This window comes from Stenotrophomonas sp. DR822 (assembly GCF_019793815.1).
In the GTDB taxonomy this organism is placed as follows: domain Bacteria; phylum Pseudomonadota; class Gammaproteobacteria; order Xanthomonadales; family Xanthomonadaceae; genus Stenotrophomonas; species Stenotrophomonas indicatrix.
The window spans coordinates 1,832,914-1,858,819 of sequence record NZ_CP081826.1; the positions used below are offsets into that span (position 1 = coordinate 1,832,914).

The window sequence follows — 25,906 nt, forward strand, 5'->3', positions numbered from 1 at the left end:
GCGCTACCGAGCGAGGCAGCCCTTGCCCCGGGCGCCGTTTCGCGGCACCCTTCGCGCTTCCGTACGCAAGCGTATCGACATGTCGCCAGCCAACGAAAGCGCCTTCCCCCACCTGTTCGCCCCGCTGGACCTGGGCTTCACCCAGCTGCGCAACCGCGTGCTGATGGGCTCGATGCACACCGGCCTGGAGGACCGCGCGCGCGACTTCCCCCGCCTGGCCGCCTACTTCGCCGAGCGCGCCGAAGGTGGCGTTGGCCTGATCGTCACCGGCGGCTTCGCACCCAACGTGGTCGGCTGGCTCAAGCCGTTCGGCGGCAAGCTGTCCTGGCCTTGGGAAGTGCGCCCGCATCGGCAGTTGACCGCCGCCGCGCACCAGCACGGCGCGAAGATCTGCCTGCAGCTGCTGCATGCCGGGCGCTACGCCTATCACCCGCTGTCGGTGGCGCCGTCGAAGCTGAAGGCGCCGATCAATCCGTTCACCCCGCGCGCCTTGTCGGCCAGCGGCGTCGAGCGGCACATCGCCGACTATGCACGCAGCGCGAAGCTGGCCCGCGACGCCGGCTACGACGGCGTGGAAGTGATGGGCTCGGAGGGTTACCTCATCAACGAGTTCATCGCCCCGCGCACCAACAAGCGCAACGATCGCTGGGGCGGTGATGCCGCACACCGCATGCGCTTCGCGGTGGAGATCGTGCGCCGCATCCGCGAGGCCTGCGGCCCGGATTTCATCATCATCTACCGCCTGTCGCTGGTGGATCTGGTCGATGACGGCAGCAACTGGGAAGAGATCGTGCAGCAGGCGCAGGCGATCGAGGCGGCCGGCGCCACGATCATCAATTCCGGTATCGGCTGGCACGAAGCGCGCATTCCGACCATCGCCACCTCGGTGCCGCGGGCTGCCTTCGCCGGGGTCACCGCCAAGCTCAAGCCGCATGTAAAGGTGCCGCTGGTGGCGACCAACCGCATCAACATGCCCGACGTCGCCGAGCGCATCCTCGCCGATGGCGGCGCCGACATGGTGTCGCTGGCCCGTCCGCTGCTGGCCGACCCGCAGTGGCCGAACAAGGCCCGCACCGGCCGTGCCGAGGCCATCAACACCTGCATCGCCTGCAACCAGGCCTGCCTGGACCATGTGTTCGAAAACAAACTGGCAAGTTGCCTGGTCAACCCGCGTGCCGCCCACGAGACCGAGCTGGTCTACACCCCGACCACCGCACCGAAGCGGGTGGCCGTGGTCGGCGCCGGCCCGGCCGGCCTGGCCTGCGCTACGGTCGCTGCCGAACGCGGCCACCAGGTCACCCTGTTCGACGCCAGCGAGGAGATCGGTGGCCAGTTCAACGTGGCCAAGCGCATTCCCGGCAAGGAAGAGTTCCACGAGACCCTGCGCTACTTCCGCCACAAGCTGGGCGAGACCGGCGTGCAGCTGCGCCTGGGCACCCGTGCCGACGCGGCCAGCTTGGCCGGCTTCGACGAGGTCGTACTGGCCACCGGCATCGTGCCGCGCAAGGTCGACTTCCCCGGTGCCGACCACGCCAAGGTGGTCAACTACCTGGACGTGCTGCTGGGCCGGGTCGAGGTGGGTGCCAGCGCCGCCATCATCGGCGCCGGTGGCATCGGCTTCGATGTCGGCGAGTTCCTTGCCCATGACGGCCCCTCGCCATCGCTGGACCCGCAACGCTGGATGGCCGAATGGGGCGTGGATGCCACCTTCGAGGCCCGCGGTGCACTGGCCCGCCCGGCCGTGGAGGCGTCGCCGCGCAGGCTGTGGCTGCTGCAGCGCAGTGCCGGCAAGCCCGGTGCACGCCTGGGCAAGACCACCGGCTGGATCCACCGCGCCACGCTGAAGGCCAAGGGCGTGCGCATGCTGGGTGGTGTCGAGTACCTGGGCGTGGACGATGCGGGCCTGCGCATCCGCGTGGACGGCAGCGAACAGCTGCTGCCGGTCGACCACGTGGTGATCTGTGCCGGCCAGGAACCGCAGCGCGCGCTGCAGGCCGAACTGCAGGCCGCGGGCGTCACCGCACACCTGATCGGTGGTGCAGACGTGGCCGCCGAACTCGATGCAAAACGTGCGATCGATCAGGGCAGCCGGCTCGCCGCCGCGCTCTGATGAACACCTGAATGGGGGCCGGAATGTGATTTCCGTCACCGGCCCCCAAGCTGAATGTCAAGCCGGACGATTCAGGATGCGTTCGGCAACACCCCCCTACCTTGCGCCGACTTTCTGCTCACCAGCCAGTTTCCGGTGAGCCGGTGCGGACCCCGCCGATCGATCCACGATCGTGTTCTTGGGGCCGCCCACGGGGCAGCCCCGATGGCCGCCTCCCCATGACGCCAAGTCGTACCCCGCCTCCAGCAGCCTGCGCTGCCGGAACCGCCAGGTGCGTCCCACACGGAGCAAGGAGTTATATGAAACTGGCCTGGATTCTCTGGCTGTCGCAGTTGCTGCCGCAGCCGGCCGCTGATTCATTGTGTTTGAGCACCACCGTTTACCTGGAAGCCCGCGACCAGACCCTGCGTGGCCAGCAGGCCGTGGCCGAGGTCGCCCTGCGTCGCCTCGACAGTGGCCTGTGGGGCGACTCGATGTGCCAGGTGGTGACCGCGCGCAAGCAGTTCGCCCCCACCATCGTCTCCCCCGGCACCCAGCTGGGCAACGATGCGGCCTGGAGTGAAGCGATGGACGTGGCCTTCGACGCCGAGCGCAACTGGGCACTGCCGGCCGGCGAGCGCCGCGAGATCGTGCCTGGCGCCAGCCACTTCGCTGCGCTGGCCATTGCCAGCCCGAACTGGCGCAACGCCTACCAGGTGGCCACCATCGGCGATCACACCTTCTACAAGGTGCAGAACCTCAAGCCCCGGCAGTCGTAACGATCCGTTGCCGGTGGCAGCGTTGCCGCGTGCCGCTGGGCTCTGGGATAGTGGCGGTTTCCCGCCACACCCCGCCTGGAGTTCCCCATGAAGCTGTACAGCAAGCCCGGTGCCTGTTCCACCGCCGACCACATCGCCCTGCAGTGGACCGGCCAGCCGTTCGAGGTCGAACTGCTGAACAAGGACACCCTGAAGGGTCCGGAATTCCTCAAGATCAATCCGGCCGGCGCGGTGCCGGCGATCGTCGATGGCGACTTCGTGCTGGTGCAGAACGCGGCGATCATGGGCTACATCGCCGACAGCTACCCGCAGGCCGGTCTCGGCGGCGATGGCAGCCCGCGCCAGCGCGCTGAAGCTGCCCGCTGGCTGGCCTTCGTAAACTCCGACGTGCACCCGGCGTTCTCGCCGCTGTTCGCGCCGGGCAAGTTCATCGCCGATGAAGGCCAGTACGACGCGATCCGCGCTGCCGCGCACAAGCGCCTGCGCGCCCTGTTCGAGACCGCCGACAGGCAGCTGGCCGACAAGCCGTGGCTGGCCGGCTTCCGCAGCTTCGCCGATCCCTACTTCTACATCACCCTGCGCTGGGCGGCCGGCGCCAAGGTCGACCTGTCGGGCCTGGACAACCTGGCCGCCTACAAGGCGCGGATGGACGCCGATCCGGGCGTGCAGGCGGTGCTGAAGGCCGAAGGCCTGGCCTGATGGAACCGGGGTCGGATCCGTCTGCGCAGCAGGCGGCTCCGACCCCATTGGTGCCATCGGCGCGGTCAGCCGATTTCGCGGATCACTTCGCCCTTCGCATCGCGCAGGAACGTCGGCACCACTTCAACCTGCAACGTACGCGACACCGGGTAGGTCCCGCGTTGCGGCCGCACGTCATGCCAGGCCTGCAACGCCGCCTCATCCAGTGTCCAGCGCACGTTGTCGCTCTCGACCGCGGCCGTGCCATCGGTGGCCGGCATGAACTCCCATTGCCGTTCGCGGCTGACCAGCGTCAGCGCCTTGCCGTGGCGCAGGCGCAGTGGCAGCAGCTCGCCCACACTGCCGACCTGCCCGGCCCCCAGCACCAGCGTGGTGATACCCGCCGCCTGCCGCCAGTCCAGCGTCTCGACGAACAACATGCCGGTACTGGACCCCTCACGCTCGCTGCCGGCCTGCACCCGCGCGGCCAGCGCCGGATCATCCAGCAGATTGCCGCGATGCAGGTCGGTGATCCACAGCGGCATCGCTTCCTCAAGCGCCTGTAGTACACCGCGCGTGGACCAGCGCTTGATCGCGTCCATTTCCTCGTCGGCCAGCCCCACCACCTGCAGGAACTGCAAATGTCCATTGGCGGTATCGCGCGGCGGCAACTGCGGATCGGCAACGAACGCCAGATGGCAAAGACGGGTGTCGGTCTCCAGCGCGATCGGGCCATTGGCGTTGAGGTGGTGGCCATCCTCGAACACATTGCCGCTGCTGAACACATAGCGCGCCAGATTCTGCAGCAGGTTCATCGGCCACGCAGGCGGCGTGCTGCCTGCATCCTCCCCCTTGTCCGCAGCCAGGCGGAACGTCAGCTCGAAACCATAGCCACTGGTGGCCGCATCACTGCTCTCTTTCGCATACAGTTCTGACAGGCCGTAGGTGACGTAGTGCCAATGCGGAACCGGTGATTCGGCCCAGTACACGCTGATGCCGTCGAGCGGATCCTGGCCACCCAGCGTGTACGGCAGCGCGGTACCGAAGTGACGCGGCTCCTGGCCGGCGTACAGCGGTGCCAGCGCGGCATTGATCGCATTCCAACCGGGGGTATCGGTGTCGTCCTGCATGCAGGGCTCCTGGGCGGAAAAAGAGCGGACCACTTTACCCCGCGCGTCAGCCTGGCACGACCTCGGCAGCGACCGGCGCCAGCGACACCTGGATCTCCTGCCACCAGCGCTGGGCCAGCGCCGGGCTGCGTGCCTTGCCGATCGCGGCGATCATTTCCGGGCACAGCTTTTCCAGGGTGACCGCGTCGGTACAGCGCTCGATCTTCAACTGCATGAAGTAGCCTTTCAGGCCGAGATGGCGGCGCACGGCATCGCTCATCGCGTCGTACAACTGCTGGTACAGCGCCGGATCCTGCTCGCGGCCGCTGCACAGCCCGCGCTGCGGCACAGGTTCGGCCTTGCCGCCGACCACTTCGATCAGGCCAAGTGCAGCCAGCTGCTGCAGCGCATCCGGCGGCGCGCGCAGTCCTTCGAACAAACCGCGCAGTTCGCTTTCATCGCGCTGTCCGTCAACCATCAACAGGATCGAACGCAGTGCCGCTGGCAGGCGCCGGGCACGATCCTCGATTTCCTGGCGGCCAGCGGCCGTCTTGGCATGCAGCAGTGCCATAGCTCCCCCTCCCTTCGATGCGATACGCATGCGCGCCCTTGCGGGCACGCCCCCCTGTTCGTCATCCCCGGGTGGCACGTGCGTTCCCCGGCGCGTGCCTCGTGTTGCAGGTCGATGACAGGCGGAGCTTAGCGCATGTCCTGGCAGGCTTGGGTAGCGCCAGGCCATGCCTGGCGGCTTTTCCGCGCTTTGCGCTCGCCGGGCATGGCCCGGCGCTACCACCCCGATCAGCGTCCCAGCGCGCGGCGGATCTCTTCCAGCGCCCCCGGGTCGTCCAGCGTCGACAGGTCGCCGGGGTCGCGCTGCTCGGCCAATGCCTGCAGCGAGCGACGCAGCAGCTTGCCCGAACGGGTCTTGGGAAGCGCGTTGACCACGTGGATGTGCGCCGGTCGCGCCACCGCACCCAGCGAGGCGGTCACCGTGGCCATCATCTCGGCCACCACTGCAGCCGGGTCTTCGCCATCGAGCCCCTGCTTGAGGGTGACGAACACCAGCGGCACCTGTCCCTTCAATTCGTCCTTCACCCCGATCACCGCTGCCTCGGCCACGCGCGGGTGACTGGAGATGGCCTCTTCGATCTCACGCGTGCCCAGACGGTGCCCGGCCACGTTGATCACATCGTCGGTGCGGCCGAGGATGAAGGTATAGCCATCGTCATCGCGGATCGCCCAGTCCAGCGAGCTGTACAGCAGTTCCTTGAAGTGGCTGAAGTAGCTCTGCAGGAAGCGGCTGTCGTCATTCCAGACCGTGCTCATGCAGCCCGGCGGCAACGGCGGCGTCATCACCAGCACGCCCTTCTGCCCGGCAGCCACCTCTTCGCCGGTGTTCTCGTCGATCACCTTCATCCGGTAGCCGAGATTGGGGAACCCAGGTGAGCCGAACCGCACCGGCTTCATGTCCAGCCCAGGCAGCAGGGTCAATGCCGGCCAACCGGTTTCGGTCTGCCAGTAATTATCGATGATCGGCTTGCCCAGTGCGTCGCTGATCCAGTGCGCGGTCGGCTCGTCCAGCGGCTCACCGGCCAGGAACAGATACTTCAAGGCATCCAGGTCGTGGCGGTGGATGAAATCGGCATCGTGCTTCTTCAGCACGCGGATCGCCGTCGGCGAAGAGAACATCGTGCGCACGCTGTACTGCTCGCACAGCGCCCACCAGATGCCCGGATCGGGATTGGTCGGCAGCCCTTCGTACAGCAGCGAGGTGCAGCCGCCGATCAACGGGCCATACACGTTGTAGGAATGGCCCACGGCCCAGCCGACATCGGAGGTGGAGAACATCACCTGTCCCGGCTTGCAGTCGAACACGGTCTGCATCGACTGCGCCATCGCCACCGCATAGCCACCGACATCGCGCTGCACGCCCTTCGGCTTGCCGGTGGTGCCGGAGGTATACAGCAGGTAGCTGGGCTCGCTCGATTCCAGCCATTGCACCGGCACATCGGTCTGCCCGATCTGCGCACGCAGGGTGGCGTACTCGACGTCGCGCCCTTCGATGCGTGGCTCGGCCGGGTCCAGCCCGCGCGAAACGATCAGCACGTGCGGCGGCGGACTGCTGGCTTCAGCGCAGGCGGCATCGACCATCGCCTTGTACGGAATGAGCTTGCCGCCACGCATGCCGGCATCGGCAGCGATCAGCAGCTTCGGCTTGGCATCGTCGATGCGCAGCGCGAGGTTGTGCGCAGCGAAGCCACCGAACACCACCGAGTGCACCGCACCGATACGTGCACAGGCAAGCATGGCGAACACGGCCTCGGCCATGTTCGGCATGTAGATCACCACGCGGTCGCCGTGGCCGACGCCAAGGTGCTTCAGCACGGCGGCGAAGTCGTTCACTTCGCGATACAGCTGGCGATAGGTGATTTCGCGGGTGCTGTTGGTTTCGGTGGAGATGGCGACCAGTGCGAGCTGGTCCGGGCGGTCGGCCAGATGCCGGTCGACGGCGTTGTAGCAGAGGTTGGTTTCACCACCCACGAACCAGCGCCGGAACGGCGGGTTGCTGTAGTCGAGCACCTGTTGCGGCGGCTTGTGCCAATGGATGCGCTTGGCTTCCTCGCCCCAGAATGCCTCCGGCTCGTCGATCGAGCGGCGGTAGGTTTCCTCGTAGTTCATGACGCAGCCCTCCCAGACAAAGTCATGGCTTCGAGCATAGTCCGGCGCTGGCGCGTGGGCCGCCCTACCTTGGTAGGGGGTGTGTTGCCGGCAGGGCTGCGCCCTGCACCCGCCGAAGCAACGGCAACGGCAACAGCAAGAGCGTGCATTCCTTGGGATGGCGGGGTGGGTCCGGTTGCGGGGGACGCCGTGAATACGTCCATGTAGGCTCGGTCGCGCCATCCATGGCGCTCACGCCCCCGCAACCGGACCCACCCCGCCTTCGACAACTTCGCGCCGCTGTTGGGCTGCTGTTGGTAGCTGTCGACCTTGGTCCACAGTAGATCCACGCCATGCGTGGATGCTTTTCGATGAATTGTCGAAATATTCGATTCCGATGGAGATTCATCCACGCATGAGGTGGATCCATCAGACGCCGGAAATCTGTCAGAGGTGGGGCGGTGTCGGAGTGCGGGGTGTCAGCCGCATGGGCCCGAGGCATGCCTCGGGCGGGTTGGGCAGGACGCCCAACCCCGGCCTTGCCGTGTGCGCAGGACAGCGCACACGAGCAAGCGGCTGCCAAGCCTACAGGGACGTACTTGCGGCGTCCCCGCAATCCGCCCCCCCCCCCCCGCCATCCCACGGAATGCCAGCTCCTGCTGTTGCTGCTGAGGTTGCCGGCCAGCGGCCGGCACTACCGCGGGTACAGGGTGCAGGGCGCAGCCCTGCCGAACACCCTACCCTTCTAGAACGGAGTCGCAGATTCGAACGCGAGCGCCTCGCCCGTCACCGGATGGGTGAACTGCAGCTTCCGCGCATGCAGGCACACGCGCTGCGCGGCCTCTGCGCCATACAGCACGTCGCCGACGATCGGATGACCCAGGCTGGCCATGTGCAGGCGCAGCTGATGGCTGCGGCCGGTGACCGGTTCCAGTTCAACGCGCGTGCGTTGCGCCTCGGTGTCACGCGACAGTACCCGCCATCGGGTCAGTGCCGGTTTGCCGCGTTCGTGGTCGACCATCTGCCTGGGCCGGTTCGGCCAGTCGACGATCAGCGGCAGGTCCACTTCACCGGCATCATCTTCCAGCAGCCCCTGCACGATGGCTTCATAACCCTTGCCCACCTGGCGCTTCTCGAACTGCATCGACAGCGCCACCTGCATGTCCTTGCCGCGCGCGTGCAGCAGCAGGCCAGAGGTGACCTGGTCCAGGCGATGCACGGTCAGCGCATCGGCATACACCGCCTGCAGCCGTGCGACCACGCAGTCCTGGTTCTCCGCCAAGCGGCCGGGCACGGACAGCAGGCCGGCCGGCTTCTCGGCCACCAGCAGCGCGTCGTCGATGTAATGCAGAAGGATCATGTCGTTGCCAGGTACTCCATACGAAAACGGGGAAGCCGAAGCCTCCCCGTTTCCTGCGTACCGGCCAACGGCCGGTACCTACCCTGATGGAAAGGTGCCGGCAGGGTGCCAGCACCGACCGCATCAACCCAGCAGGTGGGCGACGCCGGCGCGCTCTTCTTCCAGCTCGGCCAGGGTCTTGTCGATGTACTTCTGGCTGAAGTCGTCGACCGGCAGATCCTTGACCAGGGTGTACTCGCCGTTCTCGGTGGTGACCGCAAAGCCGAAGATCACGCCTTCCGGAATCCCGTAGGAACCGTCGGACGGCACGCCCATGGTGACCCACTTGCCGTTGCTGCCCAGCACCCAGTCACGCACGTGGTCGATCGCTGCGTTGGCCGCCGAAGCTGCCGAGGACGAGCCGCGGGCTTCGATGATCGCCGCGCCGCGCTTGCCGACGGTCGGGATGAAGGTGTTGGCATTCCACTCCTGGTCGTTGATCGCATCGGCGATCGACGCACCATCGGCGGTGGCGAAACGGTAGTCCGGGTACATGGTCGGGCTGTGGTTACCCCACACCACCAGCTTCTCCATGCCGGCGACCGGCTTGCCGAGCTTGGTCGACAGCTGGCTCAGCGCACGGTTGTGGTCCAGGCGCAGCATGGCGGTGAAGTTGCGCGGGTTCAGGTCCGGCGCCGACTTCATGGCGATGTAGGCGTTGGTGTTGGCCGGGTTGCCGACCACCAGCACCTTCACGTCACGCTTGGCGACCTTGTTCAGTGCGGCGCCCTGGGCGGTGAAGATCTTGGCGTTTTCCAGCAGCAGATCCTTGCGCTCCATGCCCGGGCCGCGCGGACGCGCGCCGACCAGCAGGGCGATGTCGGCGTCCTTGAAGGCGACTTCAGCGTCGTCGGTACCGACCATGCCGGCCAGCAGCGGGAACGCGCAGTCTTCCAGTTCCATCATCACGCCCTTCAGGGCGGCCTGGGCCTTGTCGACCGGCAGCTCCAGCAGCTGCAGGATGACCGGCTGGTCCTTGCCCAGCATTTCACCGGAGGCGATACGGAACAGCAGGGCGTAGCCGATCTGGCCGGCGGCGCCGGTCACGGCAACACGAACAGGTGCTTTCATGGGGATTTCCTCTGCTAAGAAGCTAAGTAGCGTTGTGGGAGATGGCCGCGCGGGCGGGGACAGGCCTGGCGGGGCGGCCGCAACATGGAAACGGCCCCCTCTGCAGGGGGCCGTCCGGGTATTGGATCAGGCGGCGAGGATCTTGTTCCACTCACCCACGCGCTCTGCCTGGGCGGCGAGCACGGCGTCGGTGTCGCCTTCCAGGGTGATCGAATGGATCACGTCGCCCTGCTTGACCGAATCAACGATCGCCTGGCCTTCCAGCACCTGGCCGAACACGGTGTGCTTGCCGTCCAGCCAATCGGTCTTGATGTGGGTGATGAAGAACTGGCTGCCGTTGGTGTTCGGGCCGGCGTTGGCCATCGACAGCGAGCCGACCTGGTGCTTCACACCATTCTTCTCGTCTTCGAACTTGTAGCCCGGGCCGCCGGTGCCACGCCCCTGCGGGCAGCCGCCCTGGATCATGAAATCGGGAATCACGCGGTGGAAGATCAGGCCGTCATAGAAGCCGCGCTTGACCAGGTTCACGAAGTTGGCGACCGTCAGCGGCGCCTTGTCGGCGAACAGCTCGACCTTGATCGGGCCCTGGGTGGTGTCGAAAGTGGCGATGAGGGACATGCAGATCCTTGGGATGCGGGGTGTGTAATCAGCCCCATAAGGATACACCTCCCCCGTGGCATGGGCGGCTTCGACCATGCGCGCAGGCAGGGTCTTCAGCCTGCGGACGGGCAGCGCCGGGGGGCAGGCTGAATGGGGGCCTCAGCAGTCCTGAAATCCAGGTTTTCGCCAATCGTCAAGTTCGACGTATAATGTTGGACTTCTTTTTCCAAATCCGGCGCCGACTGGCCCCCTTTCGTATGTCCATCGAAAACCTTCGCAACATCGCCATCGTCGCTCACGTCGACCATGGCAAGACCACCCTGGTCGACCAGCTGCTGAAGCAGTCCGGCACCCTGTCCGAGCGTACCGTCCTCGCCGAGCGCGTGATGGACAGCAACGACCAGGAAAAGGAACGCGGCATCACCATCCTGGCCAAGAACACCGCCATCACCTGGGAAGACAAGAAGACCGGTATCAAGAACCGGATCAACATCGTCGACACCCCCGGACACGCCGACTTCGGCGGCGAGGTCGAGCGCGTGCTGTCGATGGTCGACACCGTGCTGATCCTGGTCGACGCGATGGACGGCCCGATGCCGCAGACCCGCTTCGTCACCCAGAAGGCCTTCGCGATGGGCTTCAAGCCGATCGTCGTGGTCAACAAGGTCGACCGTCCGGGCTCGCGTCCGGAGTGGGTGATCGACCAGGTCTTCGACCTGTTCGACAAGCTCGGCGCCACCAATGAGCAGCTGGACTTCCCGATCGTCTACGCCTCGGCCCTGAACGGCTACGCCGGCCTGGAAGACACCGTGCGCGACGGCGACATGACCCCGCTGTACGAAGCGATCATGCAGCACGCGCCGAAGCCGGAAGTGGACCCGGAAGGTCCGTTCCAGATGCGCATCAGCCAGCTGGACTACAACAACTTCGTGGGCGTGATCGGCATCGGCCGCATCCAGCGCGGCACCCTGAAGAAGAACATGCAGGTCGCGGTGATCGACCGTGAAGGCAAGAAGCGCAACGGCAAGGTCGCCCAGGTGCTGGGCTTCCTGGGCCTGGAGCGCATCGAGCAGGACACCGCCGAAGCCGGTGACATCGTCGCCATCTCCGGTATTCCGGAGCTGACCATCTCCGACACCCTGTGCCACCCGGAAACCCCGGAAGCCCTGCCGGCACTGACCGTCGACGAGCCGACCATCTCGATGACCTTCCAGGTCAACAACTCGCCGTTCGCCGGCAACAAGGACCTGTCCGGCGGCAAGTTCCTGACCAGCCGCCAGATCAAGGACCGCCTGGACCGCGAGCAGGTCCACAACGTGGCCCTGAAGGTCGAACAGCTGGAAGACGCCGACAAGTTCCTGGTCTCCGGCCGTGGCGAACTGCACCTGTCGGTGCTGATCGAGAACATGCGCCGTGAAGGCTACGAGCTGGCCGTGTCGCGCCCGGAAGTGATCATCAAGCAGATCGACGGCCAGGCCATGGAGCCGATCGAGCAGCTGGTGGTGGACATCGAAGAAGTCCACCAGGGCGGCGTGATGGAAAAGCTGGGCACCCGCAAGGGCCAGCTGAAGAACATGGAATCGGACGGCAAGGGCCGTGTGCGCCTGGAATACCAGATCCCGGCCCGTGGCCTGATCGGCTTCCAGAACGAGTTCAAGACCCTCACTCAGGGCTCGGGCCTGCTGTTCCACGTGTTCGACCATTACGGCCCGAAGGAACAGGGCGCCATCGCCAAGCGCATCAACGGTGTGATGATCGCCAATGCGCCGGGCACCACCCCCGCGTACTCGCTGGGCCCGCTGCAGGAACGCGGCAAGCTGTTCGCTGCTGAAGGCGACAACGTGTATGAAGGTCAGCTGGTCGGCATCCACTCCAAGGACAACGACCTGACCGTCAACGCGATCAAGACCAAGCCGCTGACCAACATGCGCGCTTCGGGCAAGGACGATGCGATCCAGCTGACCCCGGCGATCAAGTACTCGCTGGAACAGGCCCTGGACTTCATCGAAGACGACGAGCTGGTCGAGATCACCCCCAAGGAGATCCGTCTGCGCAAGAAGTTCCTGACCGAAAGCGACCGCAAGAAGAACTCGCGCGGCGGCTGATCCAGCGAACCGTGAGCCAGAACGGCTACAACCCGGATCCGCATCGGCATCCGGGCCTCCATGTCATCGCCTTGCTCGAAGCGAGCAAGGCGATGCTGGCGTTGTTGGCGGCCACCGGGCTGGAAATCCTCGGCCCGCAGCCGCTTCGCGACGGCGTCAATGCCCTGATCCGGCGTTTCAGCCTGGACCCGGATCACGGCACCCTGCCCTCGCTGTTGAACATGATCAGCCCCGACGCGGTGCACCTGGCCGCGGCGGCGATGATCGGCTACGGCCTGCTGCACCTGGTCGAGGCCTGGGGGTTGTGGAAAGCCAGGGCATGGGCCTCCTGGCTGGGCTGCCTGACCGCCTCCATCTACCTGCCCTTCGATATCTACGCGATCGTCCGCCATCCCGGCTGGGCCTCGTGGACGGTGCTGGCGATCAACCTGGTCGTCGTCTACGTACTGGCGCGCGACCTGCGCAAGCGCCGCCGCTGAGCAGCCGCTACACTGGGGATCGGAGCCGTCGAAGCTGCCCCATGCGCCTGTCCTTGCCGCCCCTCCTGTCCTTCCTCATCGCCGCCTTGCCTGCGGGGCTGGCTGCTGGCTGCAGCCCGGCCGCGTCCACCGCGCATGCCGGTGAACCCGGCAACAGCTCTATGCCTTTCCCCTACGCCGAGACCGAAGTCTCCGACCTGCAGGCGCGGATGGTCGCCGGTGAACTCGACAGCGTCACCCTGACCGGCGCCTATCTCAAGCGCATCGCCGCCCTGGACCGCACCGGGCCACGCCTGCGCGCGGTGATCGAACTCAACCCCGATGCCCTGAAGGAAGCCGCACAGCGCGACCAGGAGCGCCGTGCCGGCCGCCTGCGCGGACCACTGCATGGCATCCCGATCCTGCTGAAGGACAACATCAACGCCGCACCGATGGCCACCAGCGCCGGCTCGCTGGCCCTGCAGGGCTTCCGCCCCGGCGATGCCTACCTGGTCCGCCGCCTGCGTGAAGCGGGCGCAGTGGTGCTGGGCAAGACCAACCTCAGCGAGTGGGCCAACTTCCGAGGCAACGACTCGATCTCCGGCTGGAGCGCGCGCGGCGGCCAGACCCGCAATCCCTACCGCCTCAGCCATTCGCCCTGTGGCTCCAGCAGCGGCAGCGCGGTGGCGGTGGCCGCCAACCTGGCCAGCGTGGCGATCGGCACTGAGACCGACGGCAGCATCGTCTGCCCCGCCGCGATCAACGGCGTAGTCGGCCTGAAACCGACCGTCGGCCTGGTCAGCCGTGAAGGCATCATCCCGATCTCCTTCAGCCAGGACACTGCGGGCCCGATGACCCGCAGCGTCGCCGACGCCGCCGCCGTGCTGACGGCCATCGCTGGCCGCGATGATGCCGACCCTGCCACCGCGACCATGCCCGGCCGTGCGGTCTACGACTACACCGCACGACTGGATCCGCAGGGCCTGCGCGGCAAGCGCATCGGCCTGCTGCAGACCCCGCTTCTGAAGTACCGCGGGATGCCGCCACTGGTTGAGCAGGCGGTCGCTGAGCTGCGCCGCGCCGGCGCCGTGGTGGTGCCGGTGGAACTGCCCCACCCGGATGCCTGGGCCGATGCCGAGCGCATCGTCCTGCTGTATGAATTCAAGGCGGGGCTGGAGCGCTACCTCAACACGTACCAGGCGCCACTGCGCAGCCTGGCCGGACTGATCGCCTTCAACGAGGCACACAAGGGCCAGGAACTGGGCCTGTTCGGCCAGGAGCTGCTGCAGGAAGCCCAAGCGACCCCTGGCCTGGCCGATCCCGCCTACATCCGCGCGCGCAGCGATGCGCGGCGACTGGCGGGCCCGGAAGGCATCGACGCTGTGCTGGCATCGCAGAAACTGGATGCACTGGTCGCACCGACAACCGGTGTGGCCTGGCCCCTGCGCACCACCGGCGATGACTTCCCCGGTGAGAGCTACAGTGTTGCCGCCGTCGCCGGCTACCCCAGTCTGAGCGTGCCGATGGGCCAGATCGATGGCCTGCCGGCGGGGCTTCTGTTCATGGGCACGGCCTGGAGCGAACCGAAGTTGATCGAGATGGCCTACGCGTATGAGCAGCGCACCCGCGCCAGGCGTCCGCCGCGCTTCGATACCGACGCATTGATCGAATCAGGCGATCCCTGATCCAATGGATGGTAGCGCCGGGCCGTGCCCGGCGAGCGCAGCGGCACTCTGCAATCCACCGGGCATGGCCTGGCGCTACCATTCCGGGCGCGGCTCGGTCGGCGCGATTGCGGCTTCGCCATCCTCGGCACCGGGTGAACGCACGTCGGCACTGCCAGCGCGCGGCATCCGCGGCATGTCCAGTTCGTCGTCCCGCTGCAGGCGAGCACGCACCTGCGGCAGCGACTGCGGATGCTCGCGTGCGAGGAAATCCAGCATGCGTTCGCGCACCAGACAGCGCAGGTCGAACGCATCACCGGAACTGCGCGCGCTGACCAGCAGCCGCACCTGGATCGCACGCTCGCTGGTCTCGGTCACCTGGGTCACGCAGACCCGCCCATCCCACAGCGGCTGGCCCTGGCAGATGCGTTCCAGCTCGGCACGTATCGCCGCGATCGGCGCACGGTAGTCCAGCCACAGGAAGGCCGTACCCAGCAGGTCGGCACTGCGTCGTGTCCAGTTCTGGAACGGGTGCTCGATGAACCAGGTCAGCGGTACCACCATCCGCCGCTCATCCCAGATGCGCACCACCACGTAGCTGCTGCCGATCTCTTCGATGCGCCCCCATTCGCCCTCGACGATCACCACATCATCGAGCCGGATCGGCTGCGTCACCGCGATCTGCAGGCCGGCGATCAGATTGCCGAACACCGGTTTGGCGGCGATACCCGCCACCAGGCCGATCAGGCCCGCCGACGCCAACAGTGCGGTGCCGATCTTCTGCACCATCGGGAAGGTCAGCAGCACCAGCGAGGCGCCGAGCACGATGATGCCGCCCATCAGCACGCGGCTGAGCACCCGGGTCTGGGTCTGGATGCGGCGCGCTTCGAGGTTGTCCGAGACATCGATCGGGTGGCTGCGCAGGATCGCCCGCTCACCCGCCGCAACGCCGCGCACCAGCAACCAGATGAAGCAGGCGGTCAGGGCGATGTGCAGCACGCGCAGCAGTTGATCGAGCGTGTGTTCCGGCAATGGCGTGGCCTGCAGCGCCGGCACCAGCAACAGCACGGGCAGTGCAAGGGCCAGCGGCGGTCCGATCACCCGGCCGATGCGCGCACGGCGCCGGTCACGCCCGCGCAGGCGACGGTACATGGCCAGTACGGCCCAAGCGCCCAGGCCACCGATCACCAAAGCGGTTCCGATCGGCCACAGATACTGCTGCAGGTGTTGCCATATCACTGCGCATTCTCGCTGTCTGCATCAAGGAGCCAGCGTGGCGCATGCACCATGAGCGCGATGTCAGCCGTTCGTAAGAAGAATGTAGGCGGGGGTGTTCGGCAGGGCTGCGCCCTGCACCCACAGAGGCAGGATCAACCTCAACAGCAAGAGCAAAAGCCTGCATTCCTTGGGATGGCGGGGAGGGGACAGATGGCGGGGGACGCTGCAAGTACGTCCATGTAAGCTCGGTCGCGCCTTGCTCGTGTGCGCTGTCCTGCGCACACGGCAAGACCAGGGTTGGGCGTCCTGCCCAACCCGCCCGAGGCATGCCTCGGGCCCATGGCGCTCACGCCCCCGCCATCTGTCCCCTCCCCGCCTCCGACAATTTTCCGCGATCTGTCGGAATGTCATGGCCCGCTATTGGTGGGTGTCGACCTTGGTCGACACGTAGATCCACGCCATGCGTGGATGCTCTTCAAATTCAATTCGAAATATTCGATTCCGATGGAGATTCATCCACGCATGGCGTGAATCCTTCGGACACCGGACAACTGTCGAAGGTGGGGCGGTGTCGGATTGCGGGGTGTCCGCGGCATGGATGCCGCGGCCAAGCCTACAAGGACGTACTTGCGGCGTCCCCGCAATCCGACACCGCCCCGCCAGCCCACGGATAGCCCGCTTTTGACGTTGACGTTGACGTTGACCTTGATTCGGCAGGTGCAGGGCGCAGCCCTGCCGAAACACACTTACCGCACTTGTTCCTGCTTGCGCACGATCGCCATCGCGATCTCCAGCGACTGCTCGTAGTTCAGACGCGGGTCGACGGTCGAACGATAGGCGCGCTCGAGGTCACGTTCGGTCAGTTCGCGCGCACCGCCGGTGCATTCGGTCACATCCTCACCGGTCAGCTCCAGATGCACGCCGCCCAGACGGGTGCCTGCGGCCGCGTGCAGGTCGAAGGACATCTCGACCTCGCCGCGCACGTTGTCGAAGCGCCGCGTCTTGAAGCCATTGGCGGTGCTTTCGGTATTGCCGTGCATCGCATCGCATACCCACAGCACGCGACGACCATCGCGCTTGACCGCATCCAGCAACGGCGGCAGCTTCTGCGCGATCTGCGCCGCGCCCATGCGGTGGATGAAGCTCAGGCGGCCCGGCTCGTCGTCCGGGTTGAGCACATCGATCAGGCGCAGCAACTGGTCCGGCGTCACCGACGGGCCCACCTTGATCGCGATCGGATTGCGCACGCCGCGCAGGTACTCCACGTGCGCGCCATCCAGCGCGGCGGTACGCATGCCGATCCACGGGTAGTGCGTGCTCAGGTTCAACCAGCCCTGCTGGCGCGGCACCTGCCGGGTCAGCGCCTGTTCGTAAGGCAACAGCAGCGCTTCATGCGAGGTGTAGAAATCGATGCGGTTGAGGTTGTGCACGCGGGCCCCGGCCAGGGTCTCCATGAAGTGCACGGCATCACCGATCGAGGCCACCATCTTCTGGTACTCGGCAGCCAACGGCGAATGGCTTACCCATTCCAGGTTCCAGTATTCGGGATGGTGCAGGTCGGCGAAGCCACCATCGATCAGCGCCCGCACGAAGTTCATCGTCATCGCCGAATGCGCGTGGGCCTGCAGCATCCGCTTCGGGTCGGGCAGACGCGCCGCCTCGGTGAAGGCCGGCGCATTGATCACATCGCCGCGGTAGCTGGGCAGGGTCACGCCGTCGCGGGTTTCGGTGTCGGCCGAACGCGGCTTGGCGTACTGGCCGGCGAAACGGCCGACGCGGATCACCGGCTGGCGCAGGCCGTGCACCAGTACCAGGCTCATCTGCAGCAGCACCTTCAACCGGTTGGAGATCGTGCCCGATTCGCAGTCGCTGAAATTCTCCGCGCAGTCGCCACCCTGCAACAGGAAACGCTTGCCTTCCTGGGCGTCGGCCAACTGCTGCTTCAGCGCCAGGATCTCCCACGAGGTCACCAGCGGTGGCAGCCGCTTCAGCTCGTGCAGCGCGGCATCCAGTGCCACCGGATCGGGATAGGTCGGCATCTGCAGCCCGGTCTTGCCCCGCCAGCTCTCCGGTGACCAGGCAGCGCCAGCAGCGATGGCGGCAGGATCGGGCGCAGGCGGAACGGCGGACAGGCTCATTACGGACATCCGGGGTGGGGGGCGGTCATGGTCGCAGAGCCAGCCGCTGGCGCAAAGGGCCGGGCCCGGTCATGACTGCCTGAACGGTGTGGAAAGGGGCCGTGTGATCGGCCAGAAACGGCATGGTCGCCGTCGCGGGACAGGCGCATGATCGGCTCGCAGTTGTTACGGAGTAACACTCCCTCATGGACCGGCCCCCTCCCCTCCCCCTCCCCTCCCCCTCCCCTCCCCCTCCCCTCCCCCTTCCCTGCCCATTTCCCATGAAGCCCTCCCTGCTCACCACTGCCATCACCTTCGCCCTGATCCTCACCAGCCAACCCGCGCTTGCCGCCGACACTGATGCCAGCGCGGCTGCGGTCAAGGACCTCGACGTAGTCACCGTCAGTGCCCAGCTTGACCAGGCCCGCAACGCCCTGTCACCGGACATCGGCAGCAGCCAGTACCAGATCACCGCCGAGGACATCCAGAAGCAGCCTCTGGGCGCCTCCGCCCCGCTCAGCCAGGTGCTGCTGCAGGCCCCGGGCGTGGTCCAGGACTCCTACGGTGGCGTGCATGTGCGCGGCGACCACGCCAACCTGCAGTACCGCATCAACGGCGTACTGCTGCCCGAATCGATCTCCGGCTTCGGCCAGACCCTGGATGCGCGCACCATCAAGAGCATCCGCCTGATGGATGGTGCGCTGCCGGCCCAGTTCGGTGAACGTACCGCCGCCGTGGTCGACATCACCACACGCAGTGGCGCCGAGCTGGGTAACGGCGGCAGCGCCGGCATCACCGCCGGTTCGTTCGGCAAGGTCAACCCGAATGCCTCCTGGTGGGGCAACCAGGGCCGCTGGAGCTGGTTCCTGACCGGCAACTACGACCAGAACGAGGTCGGGCTGGAGAACCCCACCAGCGCACGCAGGCCGCTGCATGACGACACCCACCAGGGGAAGGCCTTTGCCGACCTGACCTACCTGGTCAACGACAGCACCCGCCTGAGCGTGTTCGCCGGCTTTGCCAACAACCGCTTCCAGATCCCGGTCAACCCGGGACAGACCCCGCAGTTCGGCTACCTGGACACCACCACCTTCGATTCCAGCCAGCTGGACGAAACCCAGCGCGAGACCACCCGCTTCGGCATGCTGGTACTGCAGGGCACGCTTGGCCAGACCGCATACCAGCTCTCGGCCGGCCAGCGCTACAGCGATGTGGCCTTCAACCCGGACGTCGTGGGCGACCTGGTGTTCAGCGGCGTCGCCTCGCAGGTCAGGCGCAGCAACCGCGCCGACACCCTGCAGGCCGATTTCTCCACCCCGCTGGGCGACAACCACACCCTGCGTTATGGCCTGTACGGCAACTACGAACACGCCGCCGCCAACAACAGCAGCTGGGTCTTCCCGGTCGACGCCGATGGGCGGCAGACGAGCACCACGCCACGGCTGATCCCGGACCGCAATGCCTTCCACGCCAGCACCGCAGCCTTGTACGTGCAGGACGAGTGGCGGATCGGCGATGACTGGACCGTCAACTATGGCCTGCGCGGCGACCGCTTCAAGGCCTTCGGTCGCACCGAGGGCCAGCTCAGCCCACGCCTGGGCGTGGTCTGGAACGCCAGCGACAGCACCACCGTGCACGCCGGCTATTCGCGCTACTTCACCCCGCCAGCCAGCGAACTGGTTGCCGGCAGCGATCTGGCCCTGTTCGATGGCACCAGCAACCAGCAACCTGCCGATGGCAGCACTACGCCGTTGTCCGAGCGCAGTGACTACTACGATATCGGCGTGTCACAGCAGGTCGGCGACCACCTCACCCTCGGCCTGGATGCCTACGACCGACGCGTGCACCGCCTGCAGGATGAAGGCCAGTTCGGCGCCGCCTACATCTATTCCACCTTCAACTATCGCCGCGGCCACATCCACGGCCTGGAGTTCAGCGCCGACTACAGCAACGGGCCGATCAGCGCGTACTTCAACGCGGCCTACAACAAGGCCATGGGCACCCAGGTCATCACCAGCCAGTACAACCTCGATCCGGATGCACTGGCCTACGTGCAACAGAACTGGATCCATCTGGACCACGACCAGAAGCTGACGTCTTCCGGCGGCGTCAGCTATGCGTTCGCTGGCCACAATCGGGTCGGTGCGAACTACGTGTACGGCAGCGGCCTGCGTTCGGACATCGAGGGCGTGCCCAATGGCGGTGAACTACCGTCGTACCTGCAGATCAATCTCAGCGCCGCGCATGACTTCAACGCCGACAGCGGTCATCCGCTGCATGTGCAGCTGGCCGTGCTCAACACACTGGACCGAAGCTACCAGCTGCGCGATGGCGGCGGCATCGGCGTGTTCGCACCGCAGTGGGGACCACGTCGTGGCGCCTATCTGAGCCTGCAGCAGGACTTCTGAGGTACCACCAACTGCCGGCCAGCGGCCGGCACTACCGGAAAACAGTCGAGCCACGCCATGCGTGGCTCCGGACTCGCTCAGTGCTTGACCTTGCGCAGCGACACCACCAGCGCCCACAGCGCCAGCAGCACGAACCACACGCCCGACCACATCGGCATGGTCAGGCCAAGGAACGTCCAGTCGATGTTGCCGCAGTTGCCGGTACCGGTCAGCACGGTGCGGAACACTTCCAGCGGCCCCATGGTCTCGCGCAGGAAGGCCAGCGGCGGGCCACACGTCGCCCCCATCTCCGGCGGCAGCATCTGCACGTAGACATGGCGTGCGGCGATGCCCACGCCCACGGCCGCAGCGATGAAGGCGAGGATGCCGTAGGTCGCCCGCCCCGGTCGGTTGGACGGCCCATGCAGGGCGCCGATCAGGAACAGCAGGCCCAGGGCCGCGAACGCCAGGCGCTGGAAGATGCACAGCGGACACGGCTCCAGCCCCATCTTCAGCTGCAGGAAGATGGCGTAGCCCAGCAGGCCCGCGCAGATCAGGAAGCCCAGCAGGAACTGGGCGCGGAAAGGCCAGCGCAGAGGATTCATCGGCAACGCTCGTGTAGTACGGACCGCAAGCGTAACCGAGAGTGCGCGCCGTTCGAACCGCCACAACGTCGCGCCCGTCGGAACACGCCGGTGCGCTTGCCACAGCGCAGCGCATCATCCACGCACGGCGTGGATCCATCATCGGCGGCCCGAAAACGGAAAAACCCGGCACAAGGCCGGGTTCTTCACCGAATGACGGGTGTTGCGCGTCGATTACTCTTCGACGGCTTCAGCCACGACCGGACGGTCAACCAGTTCGACGTACGCCATCGGCGCATTGTCGCCGGCGCGGAAGCCGCACTTCAGCAGGCGCAGGTAACCACCCGGACGATTCGCGTAGCGCGGGCCCAGGATGGTGAACAGGTTGCCGACGGCTTCGTTGTCGCGCAGGCGGGCGAAGGCCAGACGACGGTTGGCGACGGAGTCGACCTTGGCCAGGGTGATCAGCGGCTCGGCGACGCGGCGCAGTTCCTTGGCCTTCGGCAGGGTGGTCTTGATCAGCTCGTGCTTGAACAGCGAGGCGGCCATGTTCTTGAACATCGCTTCGCGGTGGGCGCTGGTACGGCTGAACTTACGGCCGGATTTCTGGTGACGCATGGTGATATTCCTTGGTTAATGATGTGGCTTTGCGGATCGTTGTCGCCTTCCTGGCGCTGCTGCTCGGACTGCGGTTGGTCCTGGCCATCCGTCCTGGACGACCTGCCCGCGAACCTTCGTTCGTCGTGGCGGTGTTGCCTTGGTGCAATGGCCCCGTCGTTGCCGACGGGGCCATGCGGTCTTGCAGAAAGGCGTTATCAGCCCAGCATGCCGTGGCTGGCGACGCCGGCCGGCGGCCAGTTCTCCAGCTTCATGCCGAGCGACAGGCCACGCTGGGCCAGCACTTCCTTGATCTCGGTGAGCGACTTCTTACCCAGGTTCGGGGTCTTCAGCAGCTCCACTTCGGTCTTCTGGATCAGATCGCCGATGTAGTAGATGCTCTCGGCCTTCAGGCAGTTGGCCGAACGCACGGTCAGCTCCAGATCGTCGATCGGGCGCAGCAGCACCGGATCCACGCCGTTGTTGGCCGGCTTCGCCGCACCGCGGTCGCGATGGGTGAAGTCACCGAACACCGACAGCTGATCGCTGAGGATGTCGGCAGCGGTACGCACTGCTTCTTCGGCGTCGATGGTGCCGTTGGTCTCGATATCGATGACCAGCTTGTCCAGGTCGGTGCGCTGTTCGACACGAGCCGCTTCCACGGCATAGGCGACACGGCGGACCGGCGAGAACGAGGCATCCAGGACCAGACGGCCGATGGCACGGGTTTCTTCGTCCGGACGACGACGCGCAGCTGCCGGCTGATAGCCGAAACCACGCTCGATCTTCAGACGCATGTTCACTGCCGTGTCCTTGGTCAGGTGGCAGATCACGTGGTCGCCGTTCAGGATCTCCACGTTGTGGTCGACCTTGATGTCGGCAGCGGTGACAACGCCCGGACCCTGCTTGGACAGGGACAGCGTCGCGTTGTCGCCGGAGTGCATACGGATGGCCACGTCCTTCAGGTTCAGCAGGACTTCCAGCACGTCCTCCTGCAGACCTTCGACCGTGGTGTACTCATGCAACACGCCGTCGATTTCGACTTCCGTGATGGCGAAGCCCGGGATGGACGACAGCAGCACGCGACGCAGGGCATTACCCAGCGTATGCCCGTAACCCCGCTCCAAAGGTTCGATAACGACCTTTGCACGGGTGTCGGTAAGGCGTTCGATCTGCGGACCGCGAGGACGCAGAACCTGGTTGGCGGTAACCGTCATGTTGCGGGTTCTCCTAGTGAACCCCCGGCCGTCGCCGGGGGCTCTCCAATGTGAATTACTTCGAATACAGCTCGACGATCAGCGCTTCGTTGATGTCCGCAGGCAGATCCGAACGATCCGGAACCGCCTTGAAGATGCCGGAGAACTTGCCGGAATCCACTTCAACCCACGACGGGCTCAGGTCATGCTGGGCGGCGACGGTCAGGGCTTCCTGGACGCGCAGCTGCTTGGCAGCCTTTTCAGACAGGGCGATGGCGTCGCCAGCCTTGACCTGGTACGAGGCCAGGTTGACCGACTTGCCATTCACGGTGACGCCGCGGTGCGACACCAGCTGACGGGCAGCCGGACGGGTCACGGCGAAGCCCATGCGGTAGACAACGTTGTCCAGGCGGGTTTCCAGCAGCTGCAGGAGGTTCTCGCCGGTGTTGCCCTTCTTGGTCGAGGCCTTCTTGTAGTAGTTGCGGAACTGACGCTCCAGCAGACCGTAGATACGCTTGACCTTCTGCTTTTCACGCAGCTGGGTGGCGTAGTCGGACAGCTTGCCCTTGCGGGCGGTGGCGCCATGCTGGCCGGGCTTCTGCTCCAACTTGCACTTGGAGTCCAGCGCACGCGCCGGGCTCTTCAGGGACAGGTCGGCGCCTTCGCGACGGGCGAGCTTACAGGTAGGACCGATATAACGAGCCATTTCTTATCGCTCCCTTTAGACGCGACGCTTCTTCGGCGGACGGCACCCGTTGTGCGGGATAGGCGTCACGTCGATGATGTTGGTGATCTTGTAGCCGACGTTGTTCAACGAACGCACGGCCGACTCACGGCCCGGACCCGGACCCTTGATGCGGACTTCCAGCGACTTCACGCCGTAGTCCAGCGCAGCACGACCGGCCTTTTCGGCAGCCACCTGGGCTGCGAACGGGGTCGACTTGCGCGAACCGCGGAAGCCAGCGCCACCGGAAGTCGCCCACGACAGAGCGTTGCCCTGGCGGTCGGTGATGGTCACGATGGTGTTGTTGAACGAAGCGTGGACGTGGGCAACGCCGTCGGTGACGACGCGCTTGATCTTCTTCTTGGTCTTAGCAGCAGGCTTAGCCATTTATATGTCCCTTACTTCCTGATCGCCTTGCGCGGGCCCTTGCGGGTGCGGGCGTTGGTACGGGTGCGCTGGCCACGCAGCGGCAGACCGCGACGGTGACGCAGGCCGCGGTAGCAGCCCAGGTCCATCAGGCGCTTGATCGCGATACCGATTTCACGGCGCAGATCGCCTTCCACGATGTACTTGCCGACTTCGGCGCGCAGGCGCTCGATTTCCGGCTCCGACAGATCGCGGATCTTGGTGGTCGAAGTGACGCCTGCGACTTCGCAGACCTTCTTCGAACGGGTACGGCCGATGCCGTAAATGCTTTGCAACCCGACCCAGACATGCTTCTGGGCTGGCAGGTTGACGCCTGCAATACGCGCCATGACGCGGTTCTCCAGCTGAGTGATGGCCGACAGCGCGCTCGAGGCACGCCGATCCGGCAGGATGGATCAAAAAAGTGAACCAGTGATACTAACAAGGTTCCGGTTTACTTGGAAGCCCGTGAAACCAGAGGTTTCATGAACCCGGCCCGGGGAGTGTGCCCAGGCTCCGGCGCCGGATGGGGTTGGTCCTGGAGTTTCCTCCCGGGCCGCCCGCGCTACTCCAGCGCGGGACCACCTCATCACACCCCCACCCGGAACCGCTGCGGGGGCCGCCCTTCGTTTGTGTGGCCGGAGTCCGCGAAGCGGAGGACCATCACGTCAGGAAGACGAAAGTATAACAGGCTAATCAGCCGCGAGCAAAACCACCGCGGTTGCCGCCCTTCAGGTTGGCCTTCTTCAGCAGGCTCTCATACTGGTGGGACATCAGGTGCGCCTGCACCTGGGCGATGAAGTCCATCACCACCACCACCACGATCAGCAGCGAAGTACCGCCGAAGTAGAACGACGCATTCAGCTGCGTGCGCATCAGTTCCGGCAGCAGGCAGACGATCACCAGGTACGCCGAACCGGCAGCGGTCAGTCGGGTCAGCACGCCGTCGATGTAGTCGGCGGTAGCCTTGCCCGGACGGATGCCCGGAATCAGCGCGCCCGACTTCTTCAGGTTGTCGGCGGTTTCCTGCGAGTTGAACACCAGCGCGGTGTAGAAGAACGCGAAACCGGTGATCAGCGCAGCGAACACGATCATGTGCAGCGGCTCGCCCGGGCCCAGGGCATTGGCGACCTTCTGCAGGGTCTGGCCAAAGGTGCTCTGGTTGGCAGCCTGGCCGGACCACATGGCCAGGGTGGCCGGGAACGCCAGCAGGCTCGAGGCGAAGATCGCCGGGATGACGCCGGCCATGTTCAGCTTCAGCGGCAGGAACGAGGTCTGGTTCATGTACGCGTTGCGACCGCCCTGGCGGCGCGCATAGTTCACCGTGATCCGGCGCTGGCCGCGTTCGACGAACACCACGAAGAAGGTGAAGGCGAGCACGACGATGGCGATCAGCAGCAGCTGGATGAACTGGATGTTGCCGTCGCGGTAGGCGTCGAAGGTGTGGATGACCGCACCCGGCAGGCCCGCCACGATACCGGCGAAGATGATCAGCGACACGCCGTTGCCGATGCCGCGCTCGGTCACCTGCTCACCAACCCACATCAGGAACATGGTACCGGCGGTCAGTGCGACCACGGCAGTAAGCACGAAGCCCATGCCTGGCATGTACACGACCGGCGCGCCGGTCGGCGACACCTGGCCCTGCAGCGCCAGCGCGATCGAACCGCCCTGCACCACTGCAAGCAGCACAGCGCCGATGCGCGAATACTGGGTGATCTTGCGGCGGCCGGACTCACCTTCCTTCTGCATCGCCTTCAGGGCGGGGAAGATGTGCACGGCCAGCTGCATCACGATCGATGCCGAGATGTACGGCATCACGTTCAGCGCGAAGATGCTGAAACGGTGCAGGGCGCCGCCCGAGAACATGTTGAACATGTCCACGATGCCGCCGCCCTGTTGTTGCATCATGGCAAGCATGGCATCGGGATTGACGCCCGGCACCGGCACGTAGCAGCCGATGCGATAGACGATCAAAGCCCCGACGACGAACAGCAAACGTTGGCGAAGTTCAGTGAACTTGCCCATTCCGCCCGCGAGGTTACCGATGCCAGCTTGCGCCATGATT

The 25,906-nt window shown here is 65.8% G+C and carries 22 protein-coding genes; 7 read left to right on the forward strand and 15 right to left on the reverse strand.

Annotated elements, in window-relative coordinates:
* Positions 1–79 precede the first annotated feature (79 nt).
* The 3 genes from K5K93_RS08545 (at position 80) to K5K93_RS08555 (ending at position 3,567) form a co-directional block, all read left to right on the forward strand.
* Positions 80–2,110, forward strand: coding sequence for an NADPH-dependent 2,4-dienoyl-CoA reductase (locus tag K5K93_RS08545; protein WP_222390579.1), 2,031 nt, complete (start codon positions 80–82; stop codon positions 2,108–2,110).
* Between the two features lie 299 nt (positions 2,111–2,409).
* The gene (locus tag K5K93_RS08550) at positions 2,410–2,868 is read left to right on the forward strand and encodes a cell wall hydrolase (RefSeq protein ID WP_025878087.1); all 459 of its coding nucleotides are present in this window, start codon (positions 2,410–2,412) and stop codon (positions 2,866–2,868) included.
* Between the two features lie 87 nt (positions 2,869–2,955).
* Positions 2,956–3,567: a glutathione S-transferase N-terminal domain-containing protein gene (locus tag K5K93_RS08555; RefSeq protein WP_093817448.1), complete on the forward strand. Its 612-nt coding sequence runs from the start codon at positions 2,956–2,958 to the stop codon at positions 3,565–3,567.
* Positions 3,568–3,632: 65 nt separating this feature from the next.
* Here K5K93_RS08555 and K5K93_RS08560 read toward each other — a convergent pair whose 3' ends face one another.
* The 6 genes from K5K93_RS08560 to K5K93_RS08585 all read right to left on the reverse strand — a co-directional run bounded on the left by K5K93_RS08560 (position 3,633) and on the right by K5K93_RS08585 (position 10,401).
* On the reverse strand, positions 3,633–4,676 hold the full coding sequence (locus tag K5K93_RS08560) for a suppressor of fused domain protein (RefSeq protein ID WP_222390580.1): 1,044 nt from the start codon (positions 4,674–4,676) through the stop codon (positions 3,633–3,635).
* 46 nt (positions 4,677–4,722) lie between these two features.
* A complete protein-coding gene (locus K5K93_RS08565) occupies positions 4,723–5,226 on the reverse strand; it encodes a hypothetical protein (RefSeq protein WP_093817446.1) in 504 nt (167 codons plus the stop codon).
* Between the two features lie 227 nt (positions 5,227–5,453).
* A complete protein-coding gene (gene prpE / locus K5K93_RS08570; protein ID WP_093817445.1) occupies positions 5,454–7,334 on the reverse strand; it encodes a propionate--CoA ligase in 1,881 nt (626 codons plus the stop codon).
* Positions 7,335–8,058: 724 nt separating this feature from the next.
* The gene (locus tag K5K93_RS08575; protein WP_222390581.1) at positions 8,059–8,673 is read right to left on the reverse strand and encodes an RluA family pseudouridine synthase; all 615 of its coding nucleotides are present in this window, start codon (positions 8,671–8,673) and stop codon (positions 8,059–8,061) included.
* 123 nt (positions 8,674–8,796) lie between these two features.
* A complete protein-coding gene (locus tag K5K93_RS08580; RefSeq protein WP_025879435.1) occupies positions 8,797–9,783 on the reverse strand; it encodes a malate dehydrogenase in 987 nt (328 codons plus the stop codon).
* 126 nt (positions 9,784–9,909) lie between these two features.
* Positions 9,910–10,401 (reverse strand): peptidylprolyl isomerase, encoded by a 492-nt coding sequence (locus tag K5K93_RS08585; protein WP_049467937.1) that lies wholly within the window; start codon positions 10,399–10,401, stop codon positions 9,910–9,912.
* Between the two features lie 239 nt (positions 10,402–10,640).
* Between K5K93_RS08585 and typA the strand changes: the two genes are divergently transcribed.
* The 3 genes from typA to K5K93_RS08600 are packed head-to-tail and all read left to right on the forward strand — an operon-like array spanning position 10,641 to position 14,631.
* Positions 10,641–12,488, forward strand: a complete 1,848-nt coding sequence (typA, locus tag K5K93_RS08590; RefSeq protein WP_025879437.1) for a translational GTPase TypA — start codon at positions 10,641–10,643, stop codon at positions 12,486–12,488.
* A gap of 11 nt (positions 12,489–12,499) precedes the next feature.
* Positions 12,500–12,967, forward strand: coding sequence for a DUF2127 domain-containing protein (locus K5K93_RS08595; protein ID WP_093817443.1), 468 nt, complete (start codon positions 12,500–12,502; stop codon positions 12,965–12,967).
* Positions 12,968–13,008: 41 nt separating this feature from the next.
* Positions 13,009–14,631 (forward strand): amidase, encoded by a 1,623-nt coding sequence (locus K5K93_RS08600; protein WP_222390582.1) that lies wholly within the window; start codon positions 13,009–13,011, stop codon positions 14,629–14,631.
* Between the two features lie 75 nt (positions 14,632–14,706).
* Here the strand turns inward: K5K93_RS08600 and K5K93_RS08605 are convergent, their stop codons facing one another.
* Together K5K93_RS08605 and K5K93_RS08610 are read right to left on the reverse strand one after the other, a co-directional pair.
* Positions 14,707–15,849 carry a mechanosensitive ion channel family protein gene (locus K5K93_RS08605; RefSeq protein WP_222390583.1) on the reverse strand — a complete coding sequence of 381 codons (1,143 nt, stop codon included), beginning with the start codon at positions 15,847–15,849 and terminating at the stop codon, positions 14,707–14,709.
* A 725-nt stretch (positions 15,850–16,574) separates the two neighbouring features.
* The gene (locus K5K93_RS08610) at positions 16,575–17,966 is read right to left on the reverse strand and encodes a 3-deoxy-7-phosphoheptulonate synthase class II (protein WP_222390585.1); all 1,392 of its coding nucleotides are present in this window, start codon (positions 17,964–17,966) and stop codon (positions 16,575–16,577) included.
* Positions 17,967–18,226: 260 nt separating this feature from the next.
* Here K5K93_RS08610 and K5K93_RS08615 point away from each other — a divergent pair, with 260 nt between their 5' ends.
* Positions 18,227–20,353, forward strand: a complete 2,127-nt coding sequence (locus K5K93_RS08615) for a TonB-dependent receptor (protein ID WP_222390587.1) — start codon at positions 18,227–18,229, stop codon at positions 20,351–20,353.
* A 77-nt stretch (positions 20,354–20,430) separates the two neighbouring features.
* On the opposite strand, the gene K5K93_RS08620 is transcribed toward K5K93_RS08615, so the two are convergent.
* From K5K93_RS08620 to secY, 7 genes are all read right to left on the reverse strand, one after another.
* Complete coding sequence (locus K5K93_RS08620; RefSeq protein WP_025879322.1) at positions 20,431–20,937, reverse strand: disulfide bond formation protein B; 507 nt, start codon at positions 20,935–20,937, stop codon at positions 20,431–20,433.
* A gap of 213 nt (positions 20,938–21,150) precedes the next feature.
* Positions 21,151–21,534, reverse strand: coding sequence for a 50S ribosomal protein L17 (gene rplQ / locus K5K93_RS08625; protein WP_025879321.1), 384 nt, complete (start codon positions 21,532–21,534; stop codon positions 21,151–21,153).
* Between the two features lie 197 nt (positions 21,535–21,731).
* Positions 21,732–22,730: a DNA-directed RNA polymerase subunit alpha gene (gene rpoA / locus K5K93_RS08630; protein ID WP_049470514.1), complete on the reverse strand. Its 999-nt coding sequence runs from the start codon at positions 22,728–22,730 to the stop codon at positions 21,732–21,734.
* 55 nt (positions 22,731–22,785) lie between these two features.
* Entirely contained in the window at positions 22,786–23,415 is a 630-nt protein-coding gene (gene rpsD / locus K5K93_RS08635) for a 30S ribosomal protein S4 (protein WP_025879319.1), read from the reverse strand.
* 15 nt (positions 23,416–23,430) lie between these two features.
* Positions 23,431–23,820 (reverse strand): 30S ribosomal protein S11, encoded by a 390-nt coding sequence (gene rpsK / locus K5K93_RS08640; protein WP_004145443.1) that lies wholly within the window; start codon positions 23,818–23,820, stop codon positions 23,431–23,433.
* 11 nt (positions 23,821–23,831) lie between these two features.
* Positions 23,832–24,188, reverse strand: a complete 357-nt coding sequence (gene rpsM, locus K5K93_RS08645) for a 30S ribosomal protein S13 (protein WP_025879318.1) — start codon at positions 24,186–24,188, stop codon at positions 23,832–23,834.
* A gap of 346 nt (positions 24,189–24,534) precedes the next feature.
* A complete protein-coding gene (gene secY, locus K5K93_RS08650; protein ID WP_025879317.1) occupies positions 24,535–25,902 on the reverse strand; it encodes a preprotein translocase subunit SecY in 1,368 nt (455 codons plus the stop codon).
* Between the last annotated feature and the right edge of the window lie 4 nt (positions 25,903–25,906).